At 64.1% G+C, this 25,862-nt stretch carries 22 protein-coding genes, 2 tRNA genes and 1 pseudogene; 14 read left to right on the top strand and 11 right to left on the bottom strand.

The features are described 5' to 3' along the window. Positions 1-108 precede the first annotated feature (108 nt). Entirely contained in the window at positions 109-852 is a 744-nt protein-coding gene (rlmB, locus tag SB822_RS48245) for a 23S rRNA (guanosine(2251)-2'-O)-methyltransferase RlmB (RefSeq protein WP_090838401.1), read from the bottom strand. A gap of 124 nt (positions 853-976) precedes the next feature. After that, positions 977-3,442, bottom strand: a complete 2,466-nt coding sequence (rnr, locus tag SB822_RS48250) for a ribonuclease R (protein WP_007587373.1) — start codon at positions 3,440-3,442, stop codon at positions 977-979. A 415-nt stretch (positions 3,443-3,857) separates the two neighbouring features. On the opposite strand from rnr, the gene SB822_RS48255 reads away from it, so the two are divergent. Together SB822_RS48255 and SB822_RS48260 are read left to right on the top strand one after the other, a co-directional pair. After that, positions 3,858-3,944, top strand: a tRNA-Leu gene (locus tag SB822_RS48255). Between the two features lie 223 nt (positions 3,945-4,167). Beyond that, a tRNA-Leu gene (locus SB822_RS48260) sits at positions 4,168-4,254 on the top strand. 147 nt (positions 4,255-4,401) lie between these two features. Here SB822_RS48260 and SB822_RS48265 read toward each other — a convergent pair. Then, a pseudogene (locus SB822_RS48265) lies at positions 4,402-4,924 on the bottom strand (GNAT family N-acetyltransferase). A 314-nt stretch (positions 4,925-5,238) separates the two neighbouring features. Between SB822_RS48265 and SB822_RS48270 the strand changes: the two are divergent. From SB822_RS48270 to SB822_RS48315, 10 genes are all read left to right on the top strand, one after another. After that, positions 5,239-6,462, top strand: coding sequence for an MFS transporter (locus tag SB822_RS48270; protein WP_090838402.1), 1,224 nt, complete (start codon positions 5,239-5,241; stop codon positions 6,460-6,462). Between the two features lie 307 nt (positions 6,463-6,769). Continuing rightward, on the top strand, positions 6,770-7,696 hold the full coding sequence (locus SB822_RS48275) for a TetR/AcrR family transcriptional regulator (protein WP_090838404.1): 927 nt from the start codon (positions 6,770-6,772) through the stop codon (positions 7,694-7,696). Between the two features lie 230 nt (positions 7,697-7,926). After that, entirely contained in the window at positions 7,927-10,425 is a 2,499-nt protein-coding gene (locus SB822_RS48280; protein WP_090838406.1) for an acyl-CoA dehydrogenase, read from the top strand. A gap of 124 nt (positions 10,426-10,549) precedes the next feature. Continuing rightward, complete coding sequence (locus tag SB822_RS48285; protein ID WP_090838407.1) at positions 10,550-11,866, top strand: M60 family metallopeptidase; 1,317 nt, start codon at positions 10,550-10,552, stop codon at positions 11,864-11,866. A gap of 210 nt (positions 11,867-12,076) precedes the next feature. Then, positions 12,077-13,504, top strand: coding sequence for a 3-oxoacyl-ACP reductase (locus tag SB822_RS48290; protein ID WP_090838409.1), 1,428 nt, complete (start codon positions 12,077-12,079; stop codon positions 13,502-13,504). Between the two features lie 5 nt (positions 13,505-13,509). Further along, a complete protein-coding gene (locus SB822_RS48295) occupies positions 13,510-14,427 on the top strand; it encodes a MaoC/PaaZ C-terminal domain-containing protein (protein ID WP_007587388.1) in 918 nt (305 codons plus the stop codon). Beyond that, positions 14,424-14,576 carry a hypothetical protein gene (locus SB822_RS48300; protein ID WP_158660498.1) on the top strand — a complete coding sequence of 51 codons (153 nt, stop codon included), beginning with the start codon at positions 14,424-14,426 and terminating at the stop codon, positions 14,574-14,576. Before SB822_RS48295 ends, SB822_RS48300 begins: the two co-directional genes overlap by 4 nt. After that, the gene (locus tag SB822_RS48305; RefSeq protein ID WP_090838411.1) at positions 14,569-15,891 is read left to right on the top strand and encodes an acetyl-CoA C-acetyltransferase; all 1,323 of its coding nucleotides are present in this window, start codon (positions 14,569-14,571) and stop codon (positions 15,889-15,891) included. Before SB822_RS48300 ends, SB822_RS48305 begins: the two co-directional genes overlap by 8 nt. A gap of 80 nt (positions 15,892-15,971) precedes the next feature. After that, the gene (locus SB822_RS48310; protein WP_090838413.1) at positions 15,972-17,759 is read left to right on the top strand and encodes an AMP-binding protein; all 1,788 of its coding nucleotides are present in this window, start codon (positions 15,972-15,974) and stop codon (positions 17,757-17,759) included. A 61-nt stretch (positions 17,760-17,820) separates the two neighbouring features. Then, positions 17,821-18,792 carry a DUF1571 domain-containing protein gene (locus tag SB822_RS48315; protein ID WP_007587391.1) on the top strand — a complete coding sequence of 324 codons (972 nt, stop codon included), beginning with the start codon at positions 17,821-17,823 and terminating at the stop codon, positions 18,790-18,792. Here SB822_RS48315 and SB822_RS48320 read toward each other — a convergent pair whose 3' ends face one another. From SB822_RS48320 to SB822_RS48345, 6 genes are all read right to left on the bottom strand, one after another. Continuing rightward, entirely contained in the window at positions 18,793-19,185 is a 393-nt protein-coding gene (locus SB822_RS48320; RefSeq protein ID WP_090838414.1) for a hypothetical protein, read from the bottom strand. Between the two features lie 22 nt (positions 19,186-19,207). Then, on the bottom strand, positions 19,208-20,788 hold the full coding sequence (locus SB822_RS48325; protein WP_090838416.1) for an FAD-binding oxidoreductase: 1,581 nt from the start codon (positions 20,786-20,788) through the stop codon (positions 19,208-19,210). 138 nt (positions 20,789-20,926) lie between these two features. Continuing rightward, complete coding sequence (locus SB822_RS48330) at positions 20,927-21,391, bottom strand: hypothetical protein (protein WP_090838430.1); 465 nt, start codon at positions 21,389-21,391, stop codon at positions 20,927-20,929. Positions 21,392-21,637: 246 nt separating this feature from the next. Further along, a complete protein-coding gene (locus SB822_RS48335; protein ID WP_090838418.1) occupies positions 21,638-22,429 on the bottom strand; it encodes an anti-sigma factor family protein in 792 nt (263 codons plus the stop codon). A gap of 10 nt (positions 22,430-22,439) precedes the next feature. Continuing rightward, complete coding sequence (locus SB822_RS48340) at positions 22,440-22,958, bottom strand: sigma-70 family RNA polymerase sigma factor (RefSeq protein WP_007587396.1); 519 nt, start codon at positions 22,956-22,958, stop codon at positions 22,440-22,442. 33 nt (positions 22,959-22,991) lie between these two features. Next, positions 22,992-23,141 (bottom strand): hypothetical protein, encoded by a 150-nt coding sequence (locus SB822_RS48345; protein ID WP_007587397.1) that lies wholly within the window; start codon positions 23,139-23,141, stop codon positions 22,992-22,994. Positions 23,142-23,658: 517 nt separating this feature from the next. Between SB822_RS48345 and hfq the strand changes: the two genes are divergently transcribed. After that, positions 23,659-24,120 (top strand): RNA chaperone Hfq, encoded by a 462-nt coding sequence (gene hfq / locus SB822_RS48350; RefSeq protein ID WP_007587398.1) that lies wholly within the window; start codon positions 23,659-23,661, stop codon positions 24,118-24,120. A gap of 78 nt (positions 24,121-24,198) precedes the next feature. Here the strand turns inward: hfq and SB822_RS48355 are convergent, their stop codons facing one another. Then, entirely contained in the window at positions 24,199-24,426 is a 228-nt protein-coding gene (locus SB822_RS48355; RefSeq protein ID WP_007587399.1) for a hypothetical protein, read from the bottom strand. A gap of 271 nt (positions 24,427-24,697) precedes the next feature. Between SB822_RS48355 and SB822_RS48360 the strand changes: the two genes are divergently transcribed. Then, positions 24,698-24,868, top strand: a complete 171-nt coding sequence (locus SB822_RS48360; RefSeq protein ID WP_007587403.1) for a hypothetical protein — start codon at positions 24,698-24,700, stop codon at positions 24,866-24,868. Between the two features lie 265 nt (positions 24,869-25,133). Here SB822_RS48360 and SB822_RS48365 read toward each other — a convergent pair whose 3' ends face one another. Continuing rightward, complete coding sequence (locus SB822_RS48365) at positions 25,134-25,847, bottom strand: DUF2968 domain-containing protein (RefSeq protein ID WP_007587404.1); 714 nt, start codon at positions 25,845-25,847, stop codon at positions 25,134-25,136. Positions 25,848-25,862: the final 15 nt, after the last annotated feature.

Consider the following 25,862-nt stretch of genomic DNA (forward strand, 5'->3'; position numbering starts at 1 on the left):
CGTCTTGGGTTTGCGTGGCATACATGCTCCTTGAGCTACATGTTATGCCTTGAACACAAAATCTATGACAGGCCCCCTAAACACCCTTCAGCGTCGCAGACAAAAAACCTACTTCTTAACAGCCCTCTGCCGCACAGCTTCAAAAAGACAAACGCCTGATGCAACAGAAACGTTAAGGCTTTCAACAGACCCAGCCATAGGAATATTCATCACCTCATCACACGTATCGCGGGTAAGCCTCCGCATCCCTTCCCCTTCGGCACCCACAACAATCGCAACAGGCCCATCGAGCTTCGTCTCGTACAGCGACGCCGTCGCTTCCCCGGCAGTGCCAACGACCCAAACCCCAGCATCCTTCAACTCCCGCAACGCGCGAGCGAGATTAGTCACAGTGATATACGGCACCGTATCAGCCGCACCGCTGGCCACTTTCGCCGCCGTGGCATTCAAACCAACCGCCCGATCCCGCGGCGCAATCACAGCATGCGCGCCCGCCGCATCGGCAACCCGCAAACACGCGCCGAGATTGTGCGGATCCGTAATCCCATCGAGCACCAGCAACAACGCCGGCCCCTGAACACCATCGAGCAGTTCAGCAAGGTTCTGCGCCAAAGGCAGATCGCCCGCGCGCGCCACTACGCCCTGGTGCCGCTCCGTATGCGCAAGTCCCCACAGCCGAGTCTCGTCGGCGGCAATCAGGCGGACTCCCGCCTCTTTCGCCACGGCCAGAAACTCGTTCATCCGGCGATCGCGGCGGCTCTGGTCGTAATAGATTTCTTCGACCGTCGATGAATCGTGACGCAAGCGTGCCGTCACCGCATGAAAACCGTAGAGAACCTTGAGACGTGACATGACTAGAACAACCTTTGAATGAGCGCGCCTTTCTGAACCAATCGAACCTATCGAACCGGTCAGGGCGCGCCCGATGAGAATGAGCGCCGCGCACGCATGACGCGCGCGCGGCGTTAATACAGAATCAACGCTTCTTGTGGACCGGCTTCGCGGTCGACTTCGACGCCGCGCGCTTCTTCGACGCCGCCGCCTTGCGCGCCGTACGCGCCTCCTTTACGGCCGCTGTCTGCGCAGGCGCAGCTTTCTTGCGCCGCGCGCCGTCGACCTGTGCCGCGCGGTCGACAGGACGCACGCGCGGGCCGCCGAGATCGCTCGCCTTGTCCACCGGGTTCCCGCGATGCGACTGCGACTTCACGGGCGTGTCGCGCACCAGACGGAAATCGATCTTGCGCGCGTCGAGATCGACGCGGCTCACCTGCACCCGCACGCGATCCGACAAACGATAACGGATGCCCGTGCGCTCGCCGCGCAGCTCGTTCTTGATCTCGTCGTACTGGAAGTAGTCCGAGCCGAGTTCGGTCACGTGCACGAGCCCTTCGATAAAGAGCGCATCGAGTTGTACGAAGATGCCGAACGACGTCACGCCGCTCACCATGCCGCCATACTCTTCGCCGAGCTTGTCGCGCATGAAGTAGCACTTGAGCCACGCTTCAACGTCGCGCGATGCTTCGTCCGCGCGGCGCTCGTTCGCCGAGCAATGCAGGCCGAGCTCTTCCCAGATCGCCGTGTTCGGACGGCCGCGGTCGGGGCGATTGCCGCGCTTCTCGTCTTCCGCCTGCAGCGCGCGGGCGCGCGGCGACAGCGCCGTGTTCAGCTCGACGCCATGCGGCGCCTTCGGCTCGTACTTGCGGCCCTGCAGGATCGCGTAAATCGCGCGGTGCGTGAGCAGGTCGGGATAGCGGCGAATCGGGCTCGTGAAGTGCGCGTACGCTTCATATGCCAGACCGAAGTGGCCGATATTGTCCGGACTGTAGACGGCCTGCTGCATCGAGCGCAACAGCATCGTCTGCAGCATCTGCGCGTCGGGACGATCGCGGATGTGCGCCATCAGCGCGGCGTAGTCGCTGGCGTGCGGCGTGTCGCCGCCGCCGAGCGTCAGGCCCATGCCACGCAGGAACGTGCGCAGATTCTCCAGGCGCTCCGTCGTCGGCCCCGCGTGCACGCGGTACAGACCCGGATGCTTGTTGCGCTTCATGAAGTCGGCCGCGCAGACGTTCGCGGCCAGCATGCATTCTTCGATCAGCTTGTGCGCTTCGTTGCGATGACGCGGCACGATCTGCTCGATCTTGCCCTGCGCATTGCAGACGATGTACGTCTCCGTCGTATCGAAGTCGATCGCACCGCGCTTCTGGCGCGCGGCGAAGAGCGACTTGTAGACGCCATACAGATTCTGCAATTGCGGCAGCAAAGCGGCACGGCGCGTCGCTTCCGGACCCTTCGTGTTGGTCAGCACGGCCGCGACTTCCGTGTACGTGAGACGCGCGGCCGAATGCATGACGCCCGGGTAGAACTGATACGCCTTGATCTCGCCGCGCGCGGTGATGACCATGTCGCACACCAGCACGCACCGGTCTACGTTCGGATTGAGCGAACACAGTCCGTTCGACAGCTTTTCCGGCAGCATGGGGATCACGCGGCGCGGGAAATACACCGACGTGCTGCGCTCGATCGCATCGACATCGAGGCCGCCGTCGGGCAGCACATAGTGCGACACGTCGGCAATCGCGACGATCAACCGGAAACCGTCGCCGCGCCCGACCTTCACCGGCTCGCAGTAGACGGCGTCGTCGAAGTCGCGCGCATCTTCGCCGTCGATCGTGACGAGCGGCACGTCGCGCAGGTCGACGCGGTGCTTCATATCGACAGGCCGCACTTCGTCGGGCAGCTTTGCGGCGGCGTCGAGGGCAGCCTGGCTGAACTCGTGCGGCACACCGTACTTGCGCACGGCGATTTCGATTTCCATGCCGGGATCGTCGATGTCGCCGAGCACTTCGACGACGCGCCCCAGTGGCTGCGAATGGCGGCTCGGAAAGTCCGTCAGCTCGACGACCACCACTTGCCCGACCTTCGCCTTCTTCGTGTTCTGCGTAATCAGGATGTCGTGGCCAATGCGCTTTTCTTCGGGCGCGACGATCAGCGCACCGTTCTCGTTCAGCAACCGGCCGATCACGCGCTTGTTCGCGCGGTCCGTCACCTCGACGATGTGGCCTTCGGGGCGCCCGCGCCGGTCATAGCCGACGATGCGCGCCAGCACGCGATCGTTGTGCATGACCTTCTGCATTTCGCCCGTCGGCAGGAACAGGTCGTCCTGGCCGTCGTCGCGGATCAGAAAACCGTAGCCGTCGCGATGGCCCTGCACGCGGCCCGCGACGAAGTTCGACGGATGAGTCAGCTGATAATGGCCGCGCTGATCGAGTCTGATCTGGCCATCACGCTCCATCGCGGCAAGGCGCTTGAAAAACCCTTCGCGCTCCTGGCGCTTGATCGACAGCGCTTCGGCGATGTCGTTCGCTGCAAGCGGCGTTTCACTCGTGCGCAGCACGCCGAGGATTTCTTCGCGGCTTGGAATCGGATACGGATATTTGCTCAAGGGCTTGTCGATGATTGTTCTCGTTGCGTGGACGTCGGCGGATGGTGACGCTGCTCTAACTGAACTTGAACTGCAACTGCTGCTCTTGTGACTTCGATGACTTCGATGACTTCGTTGACTGCGACTGCTCTCTGACCGTCGACAACCGTGCGGCCGCGAATGCGGCCCTGAGCGAGGCCTCGACCGAGACCCCGCCGGCCCGTCACGCGGACCACGGACGGATGCCCGGCGCCAGCCTGCTACTGCGGCGATTCTAACACCCGTCTCGCCCGCTACGCGCCGCCCGGCGGGCGATTGCGCGACGCGCGCGGTGCTCGTGCGCGAGCGTTGCGGCTGTCGTGCGAATGTTTTCGCGAAATGCTTGACACGATTCTTCGACCCGCTATAATCTCGGTCGCTGCTTCAAACGCACCTTGCCCAGGTGGCGAAATTGGTAGACGCACTAGGTTCAGGTCCTAGCGGTGGCAACACCGTGGAGGTTCGAGTCCTCTCTTGGGCACCAGATTCAAATGAAAAGCCGCCTTCGGGCGGTTTTTCATTGTTGTGAGTGCATTGCGCTTCGCGGCCGTTTTAAGATCGCGAGGAAGCAACGCAGGAAGTTGCAGTAACGGTTGATCGTCGAGTCATTTGATGCGCGAACAACCTGACGAAAAGATGAAGCGCTTTCAAAATACCGATTGACACGCAGAATCTTCTCGTTAAAATAGCGGTCTAGCTTGAGACGTGCCCAGGTGGCGGAATTGGTAGACGCACTAGGTTCAGGTCCTAGCGGTGGCAACACCGTGGAGGTTCGAGTCCTCTCCTGGGCACCACTCTCTCGAAGCTGCAAACAAATGACCCCGCAAAGCGATAAGCCTGCGGGGTTTTTTGTTTTTGATCGGTCTCATGCGGGCTGGATCCTTAACGGAACGACCTGCGTGTTCAGTGATTTCGCGTGTTCATACGGTACGAACATCGCATCAGCTTGAACGACGGATGCCCAAGTCAGCGCGCGCCAGCCTGAACCGGACATATCCGTCCACATTCCCCTCGCGCTTCATCCCCAGCTTCTGCGCGATGCGCTGCGAAGCGACATTGCCGTCGGCGATACCCGCAACCACCGACTCCAGCCCAACCGTGCCAAACGCATGCGCGACAACGATACGCGCCGCCTCGCTGGCGATGCCTCTGCCCCAGGCATCGCGCACGAGCCGCCAGCCGATCTCGACCTCCGGCCCATGTGTGTCTTCCGGAATCAGCAGCACCCAACCGACAAAACGCGCGGGCGCGCTGCTCTCGAAAATCGACCAGTAGCCGAAGTCCATACGGATACGCGCGCGTGATGCGATCCACGACAAACCGCCGATGCGCATCCGGCTCATGCCACGGACCGTCGACATGCCGCGTGACCTCAGGATCACGATCCATCGCGATGCAATCGTCGAGATCGGCGAGCGTGCGCGGCTTTAAAGCCAGCCTCTGCGAAGCGAAAGAAGGCAGCAATTGTTATTCCCGTAAATTACGAATCACAAACCACATTCAATCGAAATCAATACATTAATTACATTCGCCAAACATTATTGCTCATTCCGAAAACGATTATCTAGGGATAAGCACTGACAAAGCTGGCTTGTTTCATGCAACCGCTTAATGGTCGGCGTACACTCGTCGAAGCCTTCAGCTACGGGGCACGCCGTGCCATCCCAGGTCTTTCACCGATTATTGAATGGCACGAACTATTGGAGACCGCAACCAGGTTGCATGAAATCAGAGTAAGCGCTAAAGCGCCAACTCCGATCGACAGGAGAACAATTGAAATGAGCTGGACTCGGGAACAGAGAAACGTCACGATCGCGGCATATTTAGGCTGGACTCTGGACGCATTCGATTTCTTTCTAATGGTTTTCGTCCTGAAAGATATCGCAAGCGAATTCGGCACCGATATCAAATCGGTTTCGTTCGCCATCATGTTGACCCTGATGATGCGGCCCGTCGGCGCACTCATCTTCGGCTACCTCGCCGACAAGTTCGGCCGCCGTCCCACGCTGATGGTCAACATCGCGTGCTTTTCGCTGCTGGAGCTGTTGTCCGGCCTCTCGCCGAATCTCACTACGCTGCTCGTGCTGCGCGCCCTGTTCGGCATCGCGATGGGCGGCGAATGGGGCGTCGGCGGCGCACTGACGATGGAAACCGTGCCGCCCAAAGCACGCGGCTTCGTCTCCGGCCTGCTGCAGGCGGGCTATCCGAGCGGCTATCTGCTCGCGGGACTCGTGTTCGGGCAGTTGTACCAGTATATCGGCTGGCGCGGCATGTTCTTCATCGGTGTGCTGCCTGCACTGCTCGTGCTGTACATCCGTGCGCACGTGCCCGAGTCGCCCGCGTTCAAGACGCTCGAAAAGAAGACCCGCCCCGGCCTCGTGGCCACGCTCAAGCAGAACTGGAAGCTGTCGGTCTACGCGATCATCCTGATGACGGCGTTCAACTTCTTCTCGCACGGCTCACAAGACCTGTATCCGACCTTCCTGCGCGTGCAGCACAACCACGACGCCCATACCGTGCAATGGATCACGATCGTGCTGAACATCGGCGCGATCTGCGGCGGCCTGTTCTTCGGCGCGCTGTCGGAGCGGATCGGCCGCAAGCGCGCTATCTGCATCGCCGCGCTGATCGCGCTGCCCGTACTGCCGCTGTGGGCGTTCTCGTCGACGCCCGTGCTGCTCGCAGCGGGCGCATTCCTGATGCAGATTTCGGTGCAAGGCGCATGGGGCGTGATTCCGGTGCATCTGAACGAAATTTCGCCGGATGAAATTCGCGCGACCTTTCCAGGACTCGTTTACCAGCTTGGCAACCTGATCGCGTCGGTGAACGGGCCGCTCCAGGCGGGCATCGCCGAAGCGCACGGCAACGACTACGCGACCGTGATGGCGACGGTGATCGGCATCGTGGCCGTCGTGATCGCCGTCTTTATCCTGTTCAGCCGCGAACGGCGCGGCATAGATATGACCCAATCTGCCGAACAGGTCGCGGCGACGGTGCACTGAGCGCACGCACCGCATATCCAACCGCACACTCAACATAAGGGCGCGACGGCGCCCGGGCCAATGCAGCAGATACGAGGCCGCTCCGATTCGTTTCGGAGCGGCCTTTTTTGTCCGCGTCGTCTGCGAGGGCTCGCGCGGTCGGACACTTTTAGAGGGGTTTATCGACACTCGCCTCTTGCCCGATCACCGACTCCATTCTTATCCTGAAAAAGAACGCACGTTTCAAATTTCAATTTGAATCGATTGTTTCGATGGGCCCGGAGTAAGGCGCTGAAGCGCCAACTCCGGCCGACACAGGGAGACACAAATGACGACACGGACAACGAGCCGCCAGGCCGGCGACACGAAATCGCGCATCCTCGATGCTGCCGAGACGCTCTTCATCGAATGCGGTTATGAAGCAATGTCGCTGCGGCAGATCACGTCGAAGGCGGAGGTCAATCTGGCCGCCGTCAACTACCACTTCGGCAGCAAGGAAGCGCTGATGCACGCGATGCTGTCGCGCCGCCTCGATCTGCTGAATCAGGAGCGCGTCAAGCTGCTCGACCGCTTCGACACGATGCTCGGCGCGCGACTGACCTGCGAGCACGTGCTGGGCGCGATGTTCATTCCGGCGCTGCGGGTATCGCGCGACACGCGGATCGGCGGCAAGGCGTTCCTGCGGCTGCTGGGCCGCGCATACACCGATCCGTCGCCGTTCATCCGCGAATTCCTCAACGCGCACTACGCGTCCGTCGCCGTGCGCTTTTTCGAGGCGTTCCAGCGCGCGCTGCCGCATCTGCCGCGCGAGGAACTCGGCTGGCGGCTGCACTTCGCGATCGGCGCGCTCTCCGGCGTGCTGGCGGGCGCCGACACCGACAGCCTGATCAACGAGTTCTCGCAAGGCAAGTCGATGAACGATCTGCAGCTGATCGCGCGGCTCGCGTCGCTGATCGTGTCCGCGCTGAAGGCGCCGCTGCCCGACGCGAGCCAGCTCGCCGTGTTCGCCTCCGTGCTCGGCGATGCGGGCAGCGCCGACATCGCGTGCGACGCGGTTCGGCAGGCGGCGGAGGCAGGATCACAGCCGGCAGTGGCATCGGAGCCGCAGACTCAATCGACGCCGCAAGCACCGCTGCAGCACCCATCGACAGACGCGGCCCACCGCACCGGCCTGGTATCATTTGCGCAACCGGCACAAGCGGACCGGCAGGCCGACACGCGGGACTACGGCACACACTACGCGACGCATGGCTGACGCCCGCTGCGACAAACATGCAGGTATCTTCACAGGTGCCTGCGCTTCAAATCAAACGACACCACGCCTGTCCTGAACCGCATGAGACGCGCCGCTCGGTGCGGCGGGCACACAGGCTGCAACGGATAAGAGCGGGCGCTCGCCCCGCACCAGACAACTCGAATGCATCGCGAGCCGGCCGTGCATCGCAATCCGCGCTCGCCCTGAAAAATCGACAAGGAGGGATCGCCATGACGTGGTTCATCGTTGCGCTGATCGTCGCCGCTGCGGCGCTCGTCTACGTGCAGGCGCGTGCCTCGTGGTGGCTCGCGTTCCTCGTCGTGTGGGTCGCCGCTGCCTTCCTGACGCGCGCAGCCGGCGCGACGGCGACGATCCTGCTCTCGATCGTCCTCGTCCTTCCCGCGCTGGTGCTGACGCTCAAACCGCTGCGCCGCGCGTGGCTCAGCGCGCGGGTGCTCGACCTGTTCCGCAAGATCCTGCCCGACATGTCGCCGACCGAGCGCGACGCGATCGAAGCGGGCACCGTCTGGTGGGACGCCTCGCTCTTCTCCGGACGCCCGCATTGGGACACCCTGCTCGGCTACGGCCCGGCCAAGCTGTCGGTCGAGGAACAGGCGTTCCTGGACAACGAGTGCGAGCAACTCTGCGACCTTGCGAACGACTGGGAAACCACGGCCATCTGGCAGGACCTGTCGCCGCAAGCGTGGCAATTCGTCAAGGACAAAGGCTTTCTCGGGATGATCATCCCGAAGCAGTACGGCGGCAAAGGCTTCGGCGCCTACGCGCATTCGCAGGTCATCATGAAGCTTTCGACGCGCTGCTCGGCGGCCGCCGTCTCCGTGATGGTGCCGAACTCGCTCGGCCCCGCCGAACTGCTGCTGCACTACGGCACCGACGCGCAGAAGAACCACTATCTGCCGCGTCTCGCGCGCGGCGACGAGATCCCCTGCTTCGCGCTGACGAGCCCTTACGCAGGCTCCGACGCGGCGGCGATTCCCGACGTCGGCATCATCTGCAAAGGTACGTTCGAGGGGCGCGAGACGCTCGGCTTTCGCGTCACGTGGAACAAGCGCTACATCACGCTCGGGCCGATTGCGACGGTGCTCGGCCTCGCGTTCCGCGCGCTCGATCCCGACCATCTGCTCGGCAGCGATGACGAACCGGGCATCACCTGCGCGCTGATTCCGACCAGCCATCCGGGCGTGAACATCGGCCGCCGTCACTGGCCGCTCAACGCCGTGTTCCAGAACGGCCCGAACTGGGGCAACGACGTGTTCATCCCGCTCGACTGGGTAATCGGCGGACGCGCACAGGTCGGCAACGGCTGGCGCATGCTGATGGAATGCCTCGCGGCGGGCCGCGCGATTTCGCTGCCGTCGTCGAATGTTGGCATGTCGAAGCTCGCGGTACGCGGCGTCGGCGCGTATGCGGCCGTGCGGCGCCAGTTCCGCACGGCGATCGGCAAGTTCGAGGGCGTGCAGGAAGCGCTCGGCCGCATGGGCGGCAACCTCTACGTGATGGACGCCGCGCGCCGCCTGTCCGCGCAGGCCGTCGATCTCGGCGAAAAGCCGTCGGTGATTTCGGCGATCTCGAAGTACCACATCACCGAGCGCAACCGCGAAGTGATCGACGACGGCATGGATGTCGTCGCAGGCAAAGGCATCTGCATGGGGCCGTCGAACTTTCTTGCGCGCGCGTACCAGCAGGTGCCCATTTCGATCACCGTCGAAGGCGCGAATATTCTCACGCGCTGCCTGATCATCTTCGGCCAAGGGGCAATCCGCTGCCATCCATATGTGCTCAAGGAAATGGCCGCGACGCGCGAACCCGACCGCGCGAAGGCGCTGCGCGATTTCGACGACGCGTTCTTCGGGCATATGAGCTTCACGCTGTCGAACGCGGTGCGCAGCTTAGTGCATGGCCTGACGGGCGGCGTGCTGATCGCGAAGCCGCAGCGCGCGCACGCGCCGCTCACGCGCTACTACCGCGCGGCGACGCGCCTTTCTACCATCTTCGCACTGCTCGCCGACGTGTCGATGCTCGTGCTCGGCGGCGAACTGAAGCGGCGCGAGCGCATCTCGGCGCGCCTGGGCGACGTACTGTCGCAGCTCTATCTGATCTCCGCGACGCTCAAGCGCTTCGAAGACGAAGGCCGTCACGGCAGCGATCTGGCGCTCGTGCAATGGGGCGTCGAAGATGCACTGTATCGCGCGCAAATTGCGCTGGACGGCGTGCTGCAAAACTATCCGAACCGCTTCGCCGCAGGCCTCGTGCGGGTGCTCGCGTTTCCGTTCGGCCTGCCGCATCGCGCGCCGTCCGATGCGCTCGGCAGCGCGATCGCCGAGCTGATGCAGACGCCGGGCGACACGCGCGACCGGCTGCTCGCGGACTCGTACGTGCCGCATGCCGGCGTCGACGCCATCTGCTACGGCGAGCTGGCCTTTGCGCTGACGCCGCAGGTCGCGCATCTCGAACAGCGCTTGCGCGAAGCGATCAAACGTGGCCGCATCGAGCCGATTCCGCAAAGCCTCGCCGATCTCGCCGAATGGACGGAAGGGGCGCAGCAGCGCGGGCTGATCGACGAAGACGAGCGCAAGGTGCTCGACGACTACGCGCGTTATGGCGCAGAAGTCGTCAAGGTCGACGATTTTCCCGCCGACTTCGGCCTGCTCGCCGACCTGCAGCGGCGCAAGGAAGCGCTCGACAAGGCGATGGAACTGGCCGCGTGACGCATTCGCTCGATTCGCCACGCATCGTTTGATGGTTGCTGCAGGGCGTCGGCCGGCAAACGCCCTGCTTTCGTTGCCAATCCGTTAGTATTCCCCCATAAAAATTCGAAGAAGGGACATACAGATGCTAAGGATTCCAACACTTGTCGGCCTTGCCTTTATTGCCTCGGCGGCGTCCGCCACCAATTTCGACAACCGGTCAGGACGCTATTCATTCACGCCGCTACCCTCGGCCGAAGCCGAGATGAAGCGCATGAACACCATCATGCAGCTGTCGGATCAGCAACCCACGGGTCGCTACGTGCGCAAGGGCGAAACCGTGCGCGTGAACGTCGGCGGCATGCCCAGCGGGTATCGTGCACGCGCGATGGTCGGCTTCCGTCGCATGATCGGAAAGTCGTCGCGGAATCAGCAGGCCGCGCCGCTGCGCAACGGCAACAACCGGTTCGTCGCCAGGCAGAACGGTCCGCTGTTCATCACGATCACCGCGCCGGCCGGCAAGCCCGCCATGTCGACTGAAGTCGATGTATCGATCGCGGATGGCAAGCCGCTGCCCCTCTTCGTGCAAGGCCACACGAGCATGGACGACTGGCGGACGCAACTGGACAACTACGCGGACGCGCCGTTCGTTCAGCTCGTCGACCAGCACAGCATGATCACGTTGCCACGCGGCGTGTTTCGGCGCGATCCCGTCGCCGATCCATCGGCCACCCTGGCGACCATCGGGCAGGTGCTGGCGATGCAGGATGCGCTGGCAGGATTCGACGACACAAAACCGGCCGACGCGCGCACGCCGCTGCGCGAGCACTTCGTGGTCGACTTCCGCACCTCGCCCAAGGAAAGGAAGGGGATGTACATGTACGCCACCGACCAGTTCATCGGCATGTTCGCGGAGAACACGGCCGATCTGACCGACCCGGCGCGTCTGCGCAGTGAGTGGGCTATCTGGCATGAGGTCGGTCATACACACCAGCAGGACTCCTGGACATGGGAATCGCTGGCCGAAGTCTCCGTCAATCTGTTCTCGCTGTATGTGCAGGAGAAGATGGGCGAGCCCAACCGGCTGGACGTGGCCGAATACGACGGCATCACGCCTCGCGAGCGTGCGCGCGACTATCTCGCCCGTGCGTCGCGCGACTACGTATCCGACGTGGAAGGCGAGTACGACGATCTCGCGTTCGTGCGGCTCGTGATGTTCGATCAGCTGAAGCGCGCCTACGGCTGGGATCTTTTCACCCGGCTGTTCAGGTATTACCGCGAGCATCCTCTGCCTTACGACGTATCGGAGGCAAAAAAGGTCGACCAGTTCGTGGTGGCGATGTGCACGGTAGCCGGCAACGACCTGCGTCCGTTCTTCGAAAAATGGGGCTTGCGGGCCAGCGCGGACGCCTACGGCAAGATCGCCGCGCTGCGTCTTCCCGTGCGCGCGATCGAAACCTGACCGGCCAGGGCTGAAGCTTCCAGCTGCGGCGCGACTGGCCCATGACAGAATCGGCCCCACGCGCGAGCGGCCCCGCACAACGCACTGCAACATGCCCATGCAGACACCCCGCCCTCGCAAATCCGTCCCCCAACTTGCGGCAAGTCACGCGCTCCGTGCACACTGTCGTTCATCCGCCGGTCCGGGGGCCAGGAGCCAGGAGCCAATAACGTGAACGATTCCTACCTGAACTTCGTCAATTCGCCGCTGGGCGCGCGGGTCGCGCGCTCGCTCGGTTTGCCGAAGCCCGAGGTACTGCGCCGCTACCGAGCCGATGCGCCGGAATTCGACGGCATCGTCGCCGTCGGCGCGGGGCCGGCGCCGCAATTGCTCGACGCGCTCGCCGATGTCGTCGCGCATATCGGCATGACGAGCGTCGCGCATGTCAGCGCGGGCCTGTGGGTGCCGCTCGCCAACCGCCACGGGCTGATGACGGGCCGCTTTGAACCCGCCGATCCCGCAACCGGCTCGCAGGCGCGCGTGCGGGCGCTCGTGTTCGATGCGAGCGGCATCGAAAGCAGCGCGCAGCTCGAGTCGCTCTACACGTTCTTTCACGACGCGCTGCGCTCGCTCGACAAATGCGGCCGGATCGTCGTGCTCGGCCGGCCGCCCGAAGCGTGCGCCAACCCGCGCCAGTGGACGGCGCAACGCGCGCTCGAAGGCGTGACGCGCTCGCTCGGCAAGGAAGCGCGGCGCGGCATCGCGGCGAATCTGATTTATGTGTCGCAAGGCGCCGAAAGCGGCATCGAATCGACGTTGCGCTTCTTCCTGTCGCCGCGTTCGGCGTATGTGTCGGGCCAGGTCGTGCGGATCGGCGCGGCGCCGGGCGGAATCGCGCAGCACTTCGGCGAGGACTTCGACTGGACCCAGCCGCTTGCCGGCCAGCGCGCCGTCGTGACGGGCGCGGCGCGCGGCATCGGCGCGGCGATTGCAAACGTGCTCGCGGCGCAAGGCGCACATGTGATCGGCATCGACATACCCAGCGCCACCGACGCACTCGACGCCACCCTGCGCCAGCTCGGCGGCACGGCGCTCGCGCTCGACATCGCCGCGCCCGAAACGCCCGCGCAGATCGCCGCGGCGCTCGACGAGCTCGGCGTCGACGTTTTTGTGCACAACGCGGGCATCACGAAAGACAAAACCATCGCGAAGATGACGGAAGCGGCGTGGCGCAGCGTGATCGACATCAATCTGTCGGCGCAGGAGCGCATCGACGACGCGCTGCTCGAAGCGGGCACGCTGCGCGATGGCGGGCGCATTGTCTGTGTATCGTCGATCAGCGGTATCGCGGGAAACATGGGACAGACCAACTACGCGGCATCGAAAGCGGGCGTGATCGGCCGCGTGCAGGGCATGGCGCCGTATCTGGCCGCGCGTCGCATCACGATCAACGCGGTCGCGCCCGGCTTCATCGAAACGCAGATGACCGCGAAGATGCCGCTCGCGCTGCGCGAAGCCGGCCGGCGGATGAATTCGATGAGCCAGGGCGGCCAGCCCGCCGACGTCGCGCAGACCATCGCATGGCTTGCGCATCCCGGCTCGGCGGGCGTGACAGGCCAGGTCGTGCGTGTGTGCGGGCAAAGCCTGATAGGAGCGTGACCGTCATGGCGTTCTACGACTCCAGCTCGATGTTCGGCGCGCCGCGCCTGAGAACCGTCGTGCTGCCGGAGCTGCCCAAACCCGCGAAGCTGTACGCGCGGGCGCTGACTGGCGTCGTCAAGGGCTTCCAGCGCAACCGTCCGACCGATCTACCCGCGCTTCGGCTCGTGCGCCCCGCCGTGTCGCTCGATTCCGTCGCGATCGAGCGCTATGCGCGCGTGTGCGGCTTTTTCCCCGAGCAGGGCATTCCGTTCACGTTCCCGCATCTGCTGGCGTTTCCGCTGCATCTGCTGTTGCTGACCGACCCGGCGTTTCCATGGTCCGCCCTCGGCCTCGTCCATCTGGCCAACAGCGTGCACATGCGCCGCCCGCTTTCGTTCGACGACACCTTGCGCGTCGAAGTCGAATTCGGCGCGCGCCTGCGCCACGACAAGGGCCAGGCGTTCGTGGTGCAGACGCGCGTCTACCGGCGCGGCGAGGCCGTCTGGGACGGCGACAGCGTCTATCTGAAGCGCGGCGTCGCGGCGAGCGGCGATCCGCTCGCGCCGCTGGAGACGGCGGGCGACGCGCTCGTGCGCGCGGCGCGCTGGCAACTGCCGTCGCAACTGGGCCGCGACTACGCGAAGGCATCCGGCGACTTCAATCCGATCCATCTGTCGATGCTCTCAGCAAAAGCGTTCGGCTTTCCGCGCGCGATCGCGCACGGCATGTGGACGCTCGCACGCACGGCGGCGGCACTACAGCCGCCCAAGCGCCTCGCCGACGCGACACTCGCAGGCGAATTCAAGCTGCCGATCCTGCTGCCGGGCGAAGCGTCGCTGTGGACGGCATCGCCCTCGCCCACTGCGCGCGACTTCGAAGTGCGCGATCCCGAAGGCGGCAAGCCACATCTGCGCGGCCGCTTCCAGTGGAATCTGCAATGACGATTGCCGTGCGCACCGCGCTGCACGACATGCATCCGACGTTGGAATCAATGCCCGGCCTGATTCGTTTCAAGCAGGTGCCGGGCGCTGCATGCACGATCCGATCCGCCCAACAGACGGACACGACCCGGGAGCCCATTGATGCCTGACTCGTCACACCCATTCTTACAAGCGCTTCCCACCGCGCGCCGCGTCGCGATCCTGGGCGGCAACCGCATCCCGTTCGCGCGCTCGAACACGGCCTACGCGACGGCCTCGAACCAGGACATGCTGACGTTCACGCTGCAAGGTCTGATCGACCGCTACAACCTGCATGGCGAGCGCCTCGGCGAAGTCGCGGCGGGCGCCGTCATCAAGCATTCGCGCGACTACAACCTGACGCGCGAAGCCGTGCTGTCGACCACGCTGGCGAAGGAAACGCCCGCCTACGACGTGCAGCAGGCATGCGGCACGGGCCTCGAAGCGGCGATTCTGGTGGCCAACAAGATCGCGCTCGGCCAGATCGACGCGGGCATTGCGGGCGGCGCCGATACGACGTCGGATGCGCCCATCGGTGTCAACGAACGGATGCGCAAGATCCTGCTCGAAGCGAACCGCGGCAAGTCGGCGGGACAGCGCGTCGGCGCGCTCGCGAAGCTGCGCCCCGGCATGTTCTTCAAGCCGCTATTGCCGCGTAACAGCGAGCCGCGCACGGGGCTGTCGATGGGCGAGCACTGCGAGCTGATGGCCAAGCGTTGGGGCATTTCGCGCGAGGCACAAGATGTGCTCGCCTACGATAGCCACCGCAAGCTGACGGAAGCGTACGCGCGCGGCTTTCTGAACGACCTGATGACGCCCTTTCGCGGTCTCGCGCGCGACAACAACCTGCGCAGCGATCTGACGCTGGACAAGCTGGCCACGCTGAAACCCGTGTTCGACCGCGATGCGGGCACGATGACGGCGGGCAACTCGACGCCGCTGACGGACGGCGCATCGGCCGTGCTGCTCGCCAGCGAGGAATGGGCGGCGGCGCGCGGCCTTCCCGTGCTTGCGTGGCTCACGTGGCACGAGACGGCCGCAGTCGATTTCTTCGAGAAAAAGGAGGGGTTGCTGATGGCGCCCGCGCACGCCGTGCCGCGCATGCTGAAACGCGCGGGCCTGACGTTGCAGGATTTCGATTTTTACGAAATTCACGAGGCGTTCGCAGCGCAGGTGCTCTGCACGCTCGCCGCCTGGCAGGACGATGAGTACTGCCGCACGCAACTGGGACTCGAAGGCGCGCTGGGAACCATCGATCGCGCGAAAATGAACGTGAACGGCGGATCGCTCGCGACAGGCCATCCGTTCGCCGCCACAGGCGGACGGATCGTCGCGGGACTCGCGAAGCTGCTCGCGCAGCTCGACAAGCCGGCGGGCACCACGCGCGGGCTGATTTCGATCTGCGCGGCGGGCGGCCAGGGGGTGGTCGCGATTCTGGAACGGTAGAATCGCGCGCCATCCGTACCCGCACGATTCATGCACACGACACATACAACGACAAAGCTAGTACACCGGGAGACACCGCTATGACCGAGCCGACGACATCACAATCCACGCAGACGCAGATGCAAACTCAGACGCAAGCACAGACGCAAGCGCAGCGCGCGCCGAACACGGACGGCATCTGGTATGCATCGTATGCACCCGATGTGCCGCGCGAGATCGACGTGTCGCAGTATGCGTCGCTCGTCGAGTTCTTCGACGAATGCACGACGCGCTTTCGCGAGCGCGTCGCCTATGTAAGCGTCGGCGAAAGTCTCACGTACGCCGAACTGGCGCGCAAGGCGACCGCGTTTGCGGCCTACTTGCAGAGCATCGGCGTGAAGCCCGGCGACCGCGTCGCGATCATGCTGCCGAACACGTTCCAGTATCCCATCGCGCTGTTCGGCACGCTGAAGGCGGGCGCGATCGTCGTCAACGTGAATCCGCTCTATACGGTGCGCGAACTGTCGCATCAGTTGAAGGATAGCGCCGTGCAGACCATCGTGGTGTTCGAGAACTTCGCGAAGACCGTCGAAGACTCGCTGCCGGGCACGCGCGTGCAGAACGTGATCGTCACGGGTCTCGGCGACCTGCTCAAGGACGGTCTGAACCTGAAAGGCAAGCTGATCAACTTCATACTGCGCCACGTGAAGAAGCTCGTGCCCGCGTACAACCTGCCGCAAGCCGTGCCGCTGCTGGATGCGCTCGCAACGGGCTCTAAACGCACGCTCGCGCCCGTGCAGATTTCCCCCACTGACCTCGCGTTCCTGCAATACACGGGCGGCACGACGGGCGTCGCGAAAGGCGCAATGCTCACGCACCGGAACATGGTCGCGAATCTGTTGCAGGCGAAGGTCTGGGCGGAAGGCCAGCTGACCGACGAGATCGAAACGGTGCTCACGCCGCTGCCGCTCTATCACATCTACTCGCTGACCGTGAACGCGATGATCTTCATGGGACTGGGCGGGCGCAACATCCTGATCGCGAATCCGCGCGACATCAAGATGGTGATGAAGATCCTGCGTAACGAAACCTTCACGGGCATCACGGCCGTCAACACGCTCTACAACGCGTTCCTCGACAACGAAGAGTTCCGCAACCGCGATTTCTCGAAGCTCAAGCTCGCGATGGCGGGCGGCATGGCGATGCAAAAGGCCGTGGCCGACCGTTTCCGCGAGGTGACGGGCAAGCCGATCATCGAAGGCTATGGGCTGACGGAATGTTCGCCGATCGTGTCGATGAACCCGGTGGATCTCAAGCACATGCGCGAGTTCGACGGCTCGATCGGCCTGCCCGCGCCGTCCACTCACGTGCGCTTTCGCAAGGACGACGGCAGCTGGGCGAATATCGGCGAGCCGGGCGAGCTGTGCGTGCAAGGTCCGCAGGTGATGAAAGGCTACTGGAACCGTCCCGACGAAACCGCGAAGGTGCTCGACGACGATGGCTGGCTCGCAACGGGCGATATCGGCGTGATGGATTCGCGCGGCTATATCCGGCTGATCGACCGCAAGAAAGACATGATTCTTGTGTCGGGTTTTAATGTGTATCCGAACGAGATCGAAGACGTGATCGCGATGCACCCCGACGTGCGCGAAGTGGCCGCGATCGGCATTCCCGACGTCGCGCAGGGAGAGCGCGTGAAAGTCTTCGTCGTGCGGCGCAACCCTTCGCTCACCGAGGAACAGGTGATCGCGCATTGCCGCAAGAATCTCACAGGCTACAAGGTGCCGAAGGTCGTCGAGTTCCGCGACGAGCTTCCGCAAACGAATGTCGGCAAGATCCTGCGGCGCGAGCTGCGCGATCAGGAGCTGGCAAAGCAGACAATCTCGTGACGGTTTCGCGCGCCTGACCGCGTAGCAATGGCGAAGCCTTCCGCGCTTTTGGGAGCGATTGATGCGTCACCCGGAGTTTGTGGAAAAGCGTTCGCGCTATCGGTTCAGTCGTCGCTGGCGTGCTGGCTCGCGCTGGCTATCGCTAATCGTCGCGCAGCTGGCCTGCGTGTTGATCGCGGGGGCCGCCGCCGCGCAGAACGATGCATCCGCGCTCGCCGCGCATATCGCCCCGCAGGTCACGCTGGGCGCCAGTGAGGCCGTCGCGAATGCCGCGAAGCTGCCGCTCGAGCAGCAGGTCAAATGGCTGCGCAACGCCGCGCAAAGCGGCGCACTCGAACAGATGGACGACGCGCAGCTCGTCGCGCTGTTCGAATCGTTCGATCCGCTCACGCTGCCGCGCTATATCGAGGAAGGACCGAACGGCTACCCGTCGTACGAATTCACGATGCTGCGCCAGGAGCGCATTCGCGGAATCTGGCCGCGCCGGCCCGATCACATGCTCGTGCGGCTCACGCACGAGCCGCTGCGCATCTACGGCAGATGGCTGCCCGACGGCCCGCATTCAGGCCAGGAAATCATCTACGACGCGTCGAAGCGCGCCGATGAGATGTACGGCCATCTCGGCGGCATCTTCAATATCATCCCGCTGTGGACGTCGATCAACGGCACGCTGGCGCGGTCACAATCGAACCATCAGGTGCGCGATCTCGGTATCGAGTTCATCGCGCAGCAGTTTCTCGACGAAGGCAAAAAATTCGCCAATGTGGGCATCACGCGGCCCGCGGAAATCGACGTGCGAACCGTCGACGGCGTGCGCGTCATTGCCTTCACCTACGAAACGCCCACGGGCCAACCCGAGTACTACGCGAAAAAGGAAGTGCTCGGACTCGATCTGCGGCACCCGTATTTCCGGATGGCCGAATCGTACGGCAACGACGGACAGATTTTCGAACGCATCGTGTTCCTGACGATCACGCCGAAGACCTTCGACGACATGGCGTTCGATCCCAAAAACCCCGAGTACCGGTTCTGATCAGGTCGTGAGCGCGAACGCGACCGACGCGCGCTGCGGCACGCTGCGCGCGTGCGTGATCGGCGCGGCGGGTGGCAGCGCGAGCCGCGCGAGCACGAAGAAATCAGCAGCGCGCGTGACACCGACGAGCGTCAGCCGTCCGCCCGAGCGCATCACGCGTGGCGCGAGCGTGTCGTACCAGAGCGCGGCGATATCGGCGTGCGGCGTGGCGCTCACGTCGAAAACGGGCACACCCATGCGTGCGGCGTGATCGCTCAGCGCCGTGGATTCGGCCAGCGCCGTGTCGATCAGCGCGAGGTCGGCGCGCATCCCGTCCAGATGAAGCCACGGCACGCTGAAAGCCGGTGCCGCCGACAGCCATGCGCCCGTTGCGATGAATGTGCGCCGCTGCATGTCATGCCCTCACGCTCATGGTTCACGTATATCCGCGCCAGTTGCGAAACGCCTTTGGCCAGATGCCCTGCTTGCCCGGCGACAGAATACCCGTCGGATCGAGCGCGTCCTTGATCGTCTCCGACAGCCGCAGCATGGCGCCGTCGTTGAAGTTGTAGCGCGCCGCCGCGAAGTCCATGTAGACGAGATGCGAGCGGTACTCGCCGTAACCCGCGCCGTGCGCGTCGCTCATCCACGCGCGCAGCAGATCGGCGGCCAGTTCGCTCTGCCGCGCGTCGCTCTTGTCGAAGATCGCCGCGGCGATGTGATGCAGATGCCGCTCGCCCGATGTGAAGCCGCCGTAGTAGTCGAAGCCGTATTCGTTGGCGCGCGCCTTGGCCATCGAATACTGGCGCATCGCGTCGCGACCCGTCGCCGGACAGACGGGCGAAAAGTCGACATGCGCGCCGCTGCCGCCGCGCCAGTCGAGCATGCGGAATGCCGTCATGCCCGGAATGCCGGCGAGGTTGCGATCGCCGCCCGCCTCCGGCTCCGCGTTGCCGTCGTAGGTTTTCGACAGCATCCGCGCACCCGGAATACGGCCAAACGCGCGTCGCACGATCGCTTCTTGCGCATCGATCACTTCGCGCTCGCCGTAGAGCGCGTAATGCAGATTCCAGCGGCCAATTTTCAGCGCCTCGGTCATCGACGCGATCGCGCTCTCCGGCATCACGCCCTTGCCCTGATACCACTGCGAGCGCGGCCCGATGCCCGCCGCGCGGCGAAGCGCGCCTTCGATCACGGCCTGGTTGCCGATCGTGCCGTTCAGCCGCAACGGCCGCAACGTCTCGACGACCGCTTCCAGATCGTCGTCGCGCTTAAACTGGACTTCGCCCAGCAGATACGCGCTCGGCGCGGGCATCAGCCAGACGCCCATCTTCGTGACGATGCCGTAGTTCGACTGCATGAACATCGGATCGAACGACGGTCCATAGCCATACTTGAACGCCTGCCACGACGTGCCGATCTCGATCCCGCCCATGCCCGTGCGCACGAGGTCGCCATTCGCGAGCACCACTTCCATCCCGCACTGCGCCGCCGCGTGATCGCCGTAGGCGGTCGTGCCGAAGCCGCGTTCGAGCGTGTTGCCGACGATGCTGCCCCAGCCCGCCGCGGGCGGATCGACCCACAGCTTGTAGCCGCGCTCGCGCAGATGGTGATGCAGATCGAAGTAGCTGACGCCGGGTTCGACGAGCGCATAGGCGAGCTGCTCGTCGACGGCGAGAATCCTGTTCATCCGCTGCAGATCCAGCACCACCGATCCCGGCAAACGCGGTGCCGCGCCGCCGTACGCGAAGTTGCGTCCCGTCGACACCGTCCAGAGCGGAATGCGGTACTCGTTCGCGACGCGCAGGATCGCGCGAATCTCATCGACGCTCGCGGGCAACAGCACCGCCGACGGCACGAATGACGCCGCCAGCGGGCCCGGTGCAAACGGATCGGCATAAGGCGCAAGGCTTGCTGGTGACGACGCGACCTGGGTGGCGCCGACGATCGCCTCGAAGGCGGCGAGCGCGCGGTCGAACGTCGCGGCGGAAATGTCCGGCGGCAGGATGCGTGTCAAGGTGTCCTCTCGTCGTGTCGAAGCGCTATCGGCTTGCTGGGTTGCTGGCTGTAGCTCGTTAGAGTTTGTTCATTACTGGCAGTCGACGGAAGCGACCAAAGCGGCGAAAGGCATTCGCGCGACACGCATCGCGCACGATCAACGCCGATGCCCGCCGCCCATGCCACCCATGCCGCCCCATGTGTGCCCACCGCCCCAGCCGTGCATTCCACCCGTTCCGTGGAATCCGCCGCCCGGCCGCCCCCAATGCACGTGGTTCATGTGATGGAAATGGTGGAACCGGTCGACGAACACGAACGGCGCGCCGAAGCCCACGGCGACAGGTGGCCCCCAATACCACGGGTCATAGTAAGGATAGGCGGGAATCGGATAGACGACGGCGGCCGCGTCGCCGCCCTGCTGGATCTGCCATGTCCCATCCGGCTGCTGGCAAGCGAGCCCGCTGATCTGCTGCGTCGTGCCGTCGATCTCCGCCTGGCCGACGATGTTGCGGCATATCATCTGATCGTTGAGCGCCTCTTGCGCGGCAACGGGCGGTGAAGCCGGCACCGCGCATCCGGCGCACACGCACAGCGTCGCGCCGAGTCCAAACAAAGTACGCATGATGTGTCCTGCCCGACGGTGCGGCGTTGCGGCACGTACGTGTGCCGTCGCCGTAAAGACGCCATCGATTCGCCTTGCAGGACGCGCGGCCAATCGCCGCTGCAGATTCGCCGGGAGCGAAAAATCACGCGCCTGCACAACTTAAACGCTTGTGCGCAAGGCGCTATTCCTGCCGCGCGGGAAGCGGCGACGTGCATCGTGTTACACGATGTTTCCGGCGTTGGGAGAGACGATGCGGCGCGACAACTACTGCCACGTCTCCGGACGGCCGCCCAGTTCGCCGCACACTTCGATCGCGATCGAGCGCAGCTTGTCTTCCTCGATCGGCCCCGACAGCGCGTAGCCCATGTGGTCACTGATCCAGTAGAAGGTGCGCCGGTTGCCGTCGCGGAATAGCCGGAACGCGGTCTCGTCCTTCGGGATGCCCGTTACGTAGAGCGTGAGCCGCGCGCCGCTCTGGTTCTCATACATGAATTGCGCGGCGGGCCCCGCCTCTCCCGGCAACAGCCGTCCGCCGACGAGCGTATAGCCGTACTCCTGCAGCGACGGCACGGACAGGTGGCGGTTCAGGCGCTTCGACAGCCAGTTGATCAGATGCTCTTCCTCGGCGGCCACCACCTCGACGGGATGACGGCGCTCCGGCGTATAGACGGCATACGCGATATCCGCGCGCCGCGCGAACGACATCACGTCGCCATTGCCACCGCCAAGGCGCGGCACGAGCGGGCCGAGCGCGAGCGCCAGGCCCGCGCCGACGGCGAGCCAGCACGCGGCGACAGCCACGCGGCGCCACCATGGAATGCGCGCGCGCAGCACGATGAACGGTGGCTCCTCGCGTTCGGGCGCGCCGCACAGCGCCTGCAGCGCGGCCTTCTGCGCGCGCCACGACGCGACCTGTGCGGACGCCTGCGGGTCGCGCGCCAGATGCTCGCGCACCGCGGCGCGCTCGCTCTCGGGCAACTCGCTGTCGACGAATGCCGACAGCGCGCGCAGATCAGGCGCGTTCGCGGAACCGGTAGTGTTTTCGTCGTTGTTCATTGCGCGCTTCTCACCTGGCCTTCACCACTTTCAGCGACGGCGACTTGTGAACGGGCCCTTCCATCAACAGTGCCCGCATATGCTCACGGGCGCGAGACAGCCGCGACATCACCGTGCCGATCGGCACGCCGAGCGCCACGGACGCCTCCTGATAGCTCAACTCCTCCACGCAAACCAGCAACATCACCTCGCGCTGCTCGACGGGCAGACAATAAAGCGCGCGCTGCACATCGCGCAACACCAGACCGTCGACTTCGCCACGCGGCGCTTCGAGATTGCGCCAGGGCGCGCTCTCGTCGTCGACGGCGATTTCGCGGCGCACGCGCAACTGGTCGATATACAGGTGCCGCAGGATCGTCAGCAGCCACGCGCGCAGATTGCTGTCGGGGCGAAAGCCCTTCCAGCGCGCGAGCGCGCGCTCGGCCGTATCCTGAACCAGATCGTCCGCCCAAGCTGGGTCACCCGTCAGCGCGCGCGCATAGCGCCGCAACTGCGGGAGCCACGAGATCACTTCCGCTTCGAAGTTCACCCGGCGCAAGCCGTCATGCGAGCACAGGCATCGTCAATAGCCGCCACCGCTGCCGCTCGTGCCGCTGCTGCTCCCACCCGACGAACTCATGTCGCCCGTGGATTGACACGCGGTCAGCGAGAGGGACGCCATCCCGAGCGCGAGCACGACGAATACAGCCGATACCAGTCTGGACACTTTCATGTAGAACCTCCTGCACGGCGAGGCGCGACGTATCGCGTGGCCATGCGTTGAACCGGCGGCACGCGCGCGAGCGACAGATGACGCGACGCCGGTGACCAATTGGACAGTTGAGGAAACCTTCTGCAAAGACGGACGCCCATTTCTGATGCGTGCTACTGACACTTCCGTCTTTCCTTCTCGCGGCTTCGCGGCTTTCGTGCGATGCCTGACCGATAAACGCTCGTGACGGGCGTTTTATTCCGCGGCATTCGCCAATGGCGACATCTTTCGTCTGGTGCGAGCGCGCGTTGCGACGCCGTCTGGCGCCTTCATCCGCCCGTCAACGTTGGCTGGCGCGCATAGCGCCGCATGGATTTGGTAACTCAACGTTACACTTGATCTTTAAAGGATGCTTCCGCGCCCACAAGTGGTTATAGTGGGCGTCAACCCCGTTCGACGTTTGGGACCCATCATGTCGCCATAAAGCGACAACGGGTAAAATCACGGCGAACAACCGTTTCTCTACACACAATTGTCCATGCCTTCCGCAGAATCGCATCCGCAAAACGACTTTATGAACGCAGCGCGCAAAGAACGTAAGCGCGTTGAGATTTACCTCGTCAACGGCATTCGCCTGACGGGCTGCATTGAGTCGTTCGACCAGTATCTGGTGATGCTGCGCACGCCCGTCGGGCTGCAAGGCATCTACAAGCGCGCCATTTCCACGATCCAGCTGGACACGGGTACGCGCCCCGCGCCGCGCGCAGGACGGCCTTCGCATGGCGAGCATTCCGCACGCGGCCCGCACGGCTCGCGTGAACATCGCGAGCCCCGGGAACCGCGCGAGCCGCGTGAGTCGTATGGCGCGTCGCAAGGGCCGTCGGACCGGTCTTCGTCGTCGGACGCTCCCGTGGTCGTCACCCGCCGCCGGCGTCTGTACGGCACGGGCAATAATGGTAACGATCAGGGTAATAACAACGGCGGCGGCAGCACTGAATAAGGCCGAATAAGCCCAACAGGCTACATCGTAGAATGCGGCGCGCGCCCAGCGCGCCTGCACTGCAACACGGGCGGCTGGCTAGCCGGGACGACTGGCCAGCTGCTTGAGCATCCTCTCGATCCGCACGCCCTGCTGGGCAGTCAGTTCATACCCGCACTTCACTTCGAGCACCCGTCGCTGCCAATAGCGGGCATTCAGCAGATGCACCATCGGCTGACGCATTGCCCACTCCAGATGCTCCAGTTCCGATTCGACAACATGTGACGCGTTCAAGCGCTGTCCGCTGCCATATCCGTTCGGTTGCATGGTCGCCCTCGTAAGCCATCTGCGCCCGGCGCTTTCGTGTGCGCCGGCGTCGTGTGACACCGTTATAACGAACGATCCCGCGAGAAATTCCATTGGCCTGCATGGAACCTACAACATGCTTTCGCGATCTTCAACCTGAGTTGCTGCTCCGCGTGCAATTCGCGCAACGCCGCGTGCGTTTTTATGTGCGTTTGGCCTATGCCATTGGCCTCGGCGACTGCGATGGCCTGATTGCGTTATGCTGACTTCAATCCACGTAGCGGAGCCTGTCATGTCCACTTCGAAACACCCCACCCCAAAGGCGCCCGACAAACATCCGTCCAGCGACGAACGCCTCGACGAGGCGCTCGACGAGACCTTTCCCGCCAGCGACCCGATCGCGGTCGATCCCGACGAGGACGACGACGATAACCGTCAAGGCAAGCAGAAGAAGTCGCGCTGAGGAAGACAGTTGCGAGGCGAGATGTACCATCCGCGGACGCTACGCGCACGCGGGATGGATAAAGACGGCCGTGTGACCGACGACGAAGAGCGTGCCGTGCGCGGATGCACGGTTCACGTTGCCATCGCCGCATGCGTCGACGCAAACGCATGGCAGAGGCGCAGACGAACGAACCCCCGCGCATGGTCAGATGCGCGGCGAGGGTCTGGTCAAACACGCAGGGCGAGCCGCGAAGCCGCCGAAGGCCAGCGCGGCTCTTGCAACGTCAGCGCACCGGCAAGCCGCTTTCGAGCTGACGCTGCAGATCGCGCACCTGGCGCTGCGCCACGCGCAACTGCTCCTGCGACTGCGCCTTCTGCTGCGCAAGCGCCGTAGCTTCCGCACGGGTCTGCTGCTGCATGCTGTTGACGATGGTCTGCTGCTCGTGCGCGATGTTCAGGTCGGCCTGCAGGCGGTTCGCGCGTTCCTGCGACAGCGCGACGAGGTGATCCGTGTACGCCTTCTGCGCTTCGAGCTTGGTGCGGCGGATTTCGACATCGGACAGCTGCGCCGTCTGACGCGCGAAGTCGCGGTAGATCTGCTCGGCGCGCGCTTCGTCCTGCGTCTTGATCACGCGCCAGAAGTTCTTCTGCTGGAAGAGCGCGACGTAGTACGTCATGTCCTTGCCATAGAACAACAGGCTTGCCCCGTAGCTGCCGTTGTAGGTCGTGCGCAGCTCGGTGGTATCGGCGCCGTGAATCTTCTGTTGCAGTTCCGCGACATTGCCCGTCGCAGACTGCTTCGCCTCGTCCGGCGTGAGCGCAATCGTTTGACTGTCCGCAGTGACGGGAGCAGCAGCTGGCGTCGTCTGCGCAGCGATCACACCCGCTGCGTCGTCCGTGCCGTTACTGGCAGAACTCTGCGCGTAGACCCCTTGAACGCCCCCGAAAACGATCATTGCCGACATCACGATGTGTCGAACTTTCGACTTCTGGTCCATGTAATTTCTGCTCGT

This window comes from Paraburkholderia sp. SIMBA_054 (assembly GCF_046534875.1).
Lineage (GTDB): Bacteria > Pseudomonadota > Gammaproteobacteria > Burkholderiales > Burkholderiaceae > Paraburkholderia > Paraburkholderia hospita.

Bases quoted from the DNA above. Each gene is read 5' to 3' on its own strand.
- SB822_RS48275 (WP_090838404.1), top strand. From the start codon at position 6,770: ATGACGACACGGACAACGAGCCGCCAGGCCGGCGACACGAAATCGCGC.
- SB822_RS48355 (WP_007587399.1), bottom strand. From the start codon at position 24,426: ATGCAACCGAACGGATATGGCAGCGGACAGCGCTTGAACGCGTCACAT.
- SB822_RS48295 (WP_007587388.1), top strand. From the start codon at position 13,510: ATGGCGTTCTACGACTCCAGCTCGATGTTCGGCGCGCCGCGCCTGAGA.
- rlmB (WP_090838401.1), bottom strand. From the start codon at position 852: ATGTCACGTCTCAAGGTTCTCTACGGTTTTCATGCGGTGACGGCACGC.
- SB822_RS48315 (WP_007587391.1), top strand. From the start codon at position 17,821: ATGCGTCACCCGGAGTTTGTGGAAAAGCGTTCGCGCTATCGGTTCAGT.
- SB822_RS48345 (WP_007587397.1), bottom strand. From the start codon at position 23,141: ATGAAAGTGTCCAGACTGGTATCGGCTGTATTCGTCGTGCTCGCGCTC.
- hfq (WP_007587398.1), top strand. From the start codon at position 23,659: ATGCCTTCCGCAGAATCGCATCCGCAAAACGACTTTATGAACGCAGCG.
- SB822_RS48305 (WP_090838411.1), top strand. From the start codon at position 14,569: ATGCCTGACTCGTCACACCCATTCTTACAAGCGCTTCCCACCGCGCGC.
- SB822_RS48365 (WP_007587404.1), bottom strand. From the start codon at position 25,847: ATGGACCAGAAGTCGAAAGTTCGACACATCGTGATGTCGGCAATGATC.
- SB822_RS48320 (WP_090838414.1), bottom strand. From the start codon at position 19,185: ATGCAGCGGCGCACATTCATCGCAACGGGCGCATGGCTGTCGGCGGCA.
- SB822_RS48330 (WP_090838430.1), bottom strand. From the start codon at position 21,391: ATGCGTACTTTGTTTGGACTCGGCGCGACGCTGTGCGTGTGCGCCGGA.
- SB822_RS48300 (WP_158660498.1), top strand. From the start codon at position 14,424: ATGACGATTGCCGTGCGCACCGCGCTGCACGACATGCATCCGACGTTG.
- SB822_RS48280 (WP_090838406.1), top strand. From the start codon at position 7,927: ATGACGTGGTTCATCGTTGCGCTGATCGTCGCCGCTGCGGCGCTCGTC.
- SB822_RS48335 (WP_090838418.1), bottom strand. From the start codon at position 22,429: ATGAACAACGACGAAAACACTACCGGTTCCGCGAACGCGCCTGATCTG.
- SB822_RS48310 (WP_090838413.1), top strand. From the start codon at position 15,972: ATGACCGAGCCGACGACATCACAATCCACGCAGACGCAGATGCAAACT.
- SB822_RS48270 (WP_090838402.1), top strand. From the start codon at position 5,239: ATGAGCTGGACTCGGGAACAGAGAAACGTCACGATCGCGGCATATTTA.
- SB822_RS48360 (WP_007587403.1), top strand. From the start codon at position 24,698: ATGTCCACTTCGAAACACCCCACCCCAAAGGCGCCCGACAAACATCCG.
- SB822_RS48285 (WP_090838407.1), top strand. From the start codon at position 10,550: ATGCTAAGGATTCCAACACTTGTCGGCCTTGCCTTTATTGCCTCGGCG.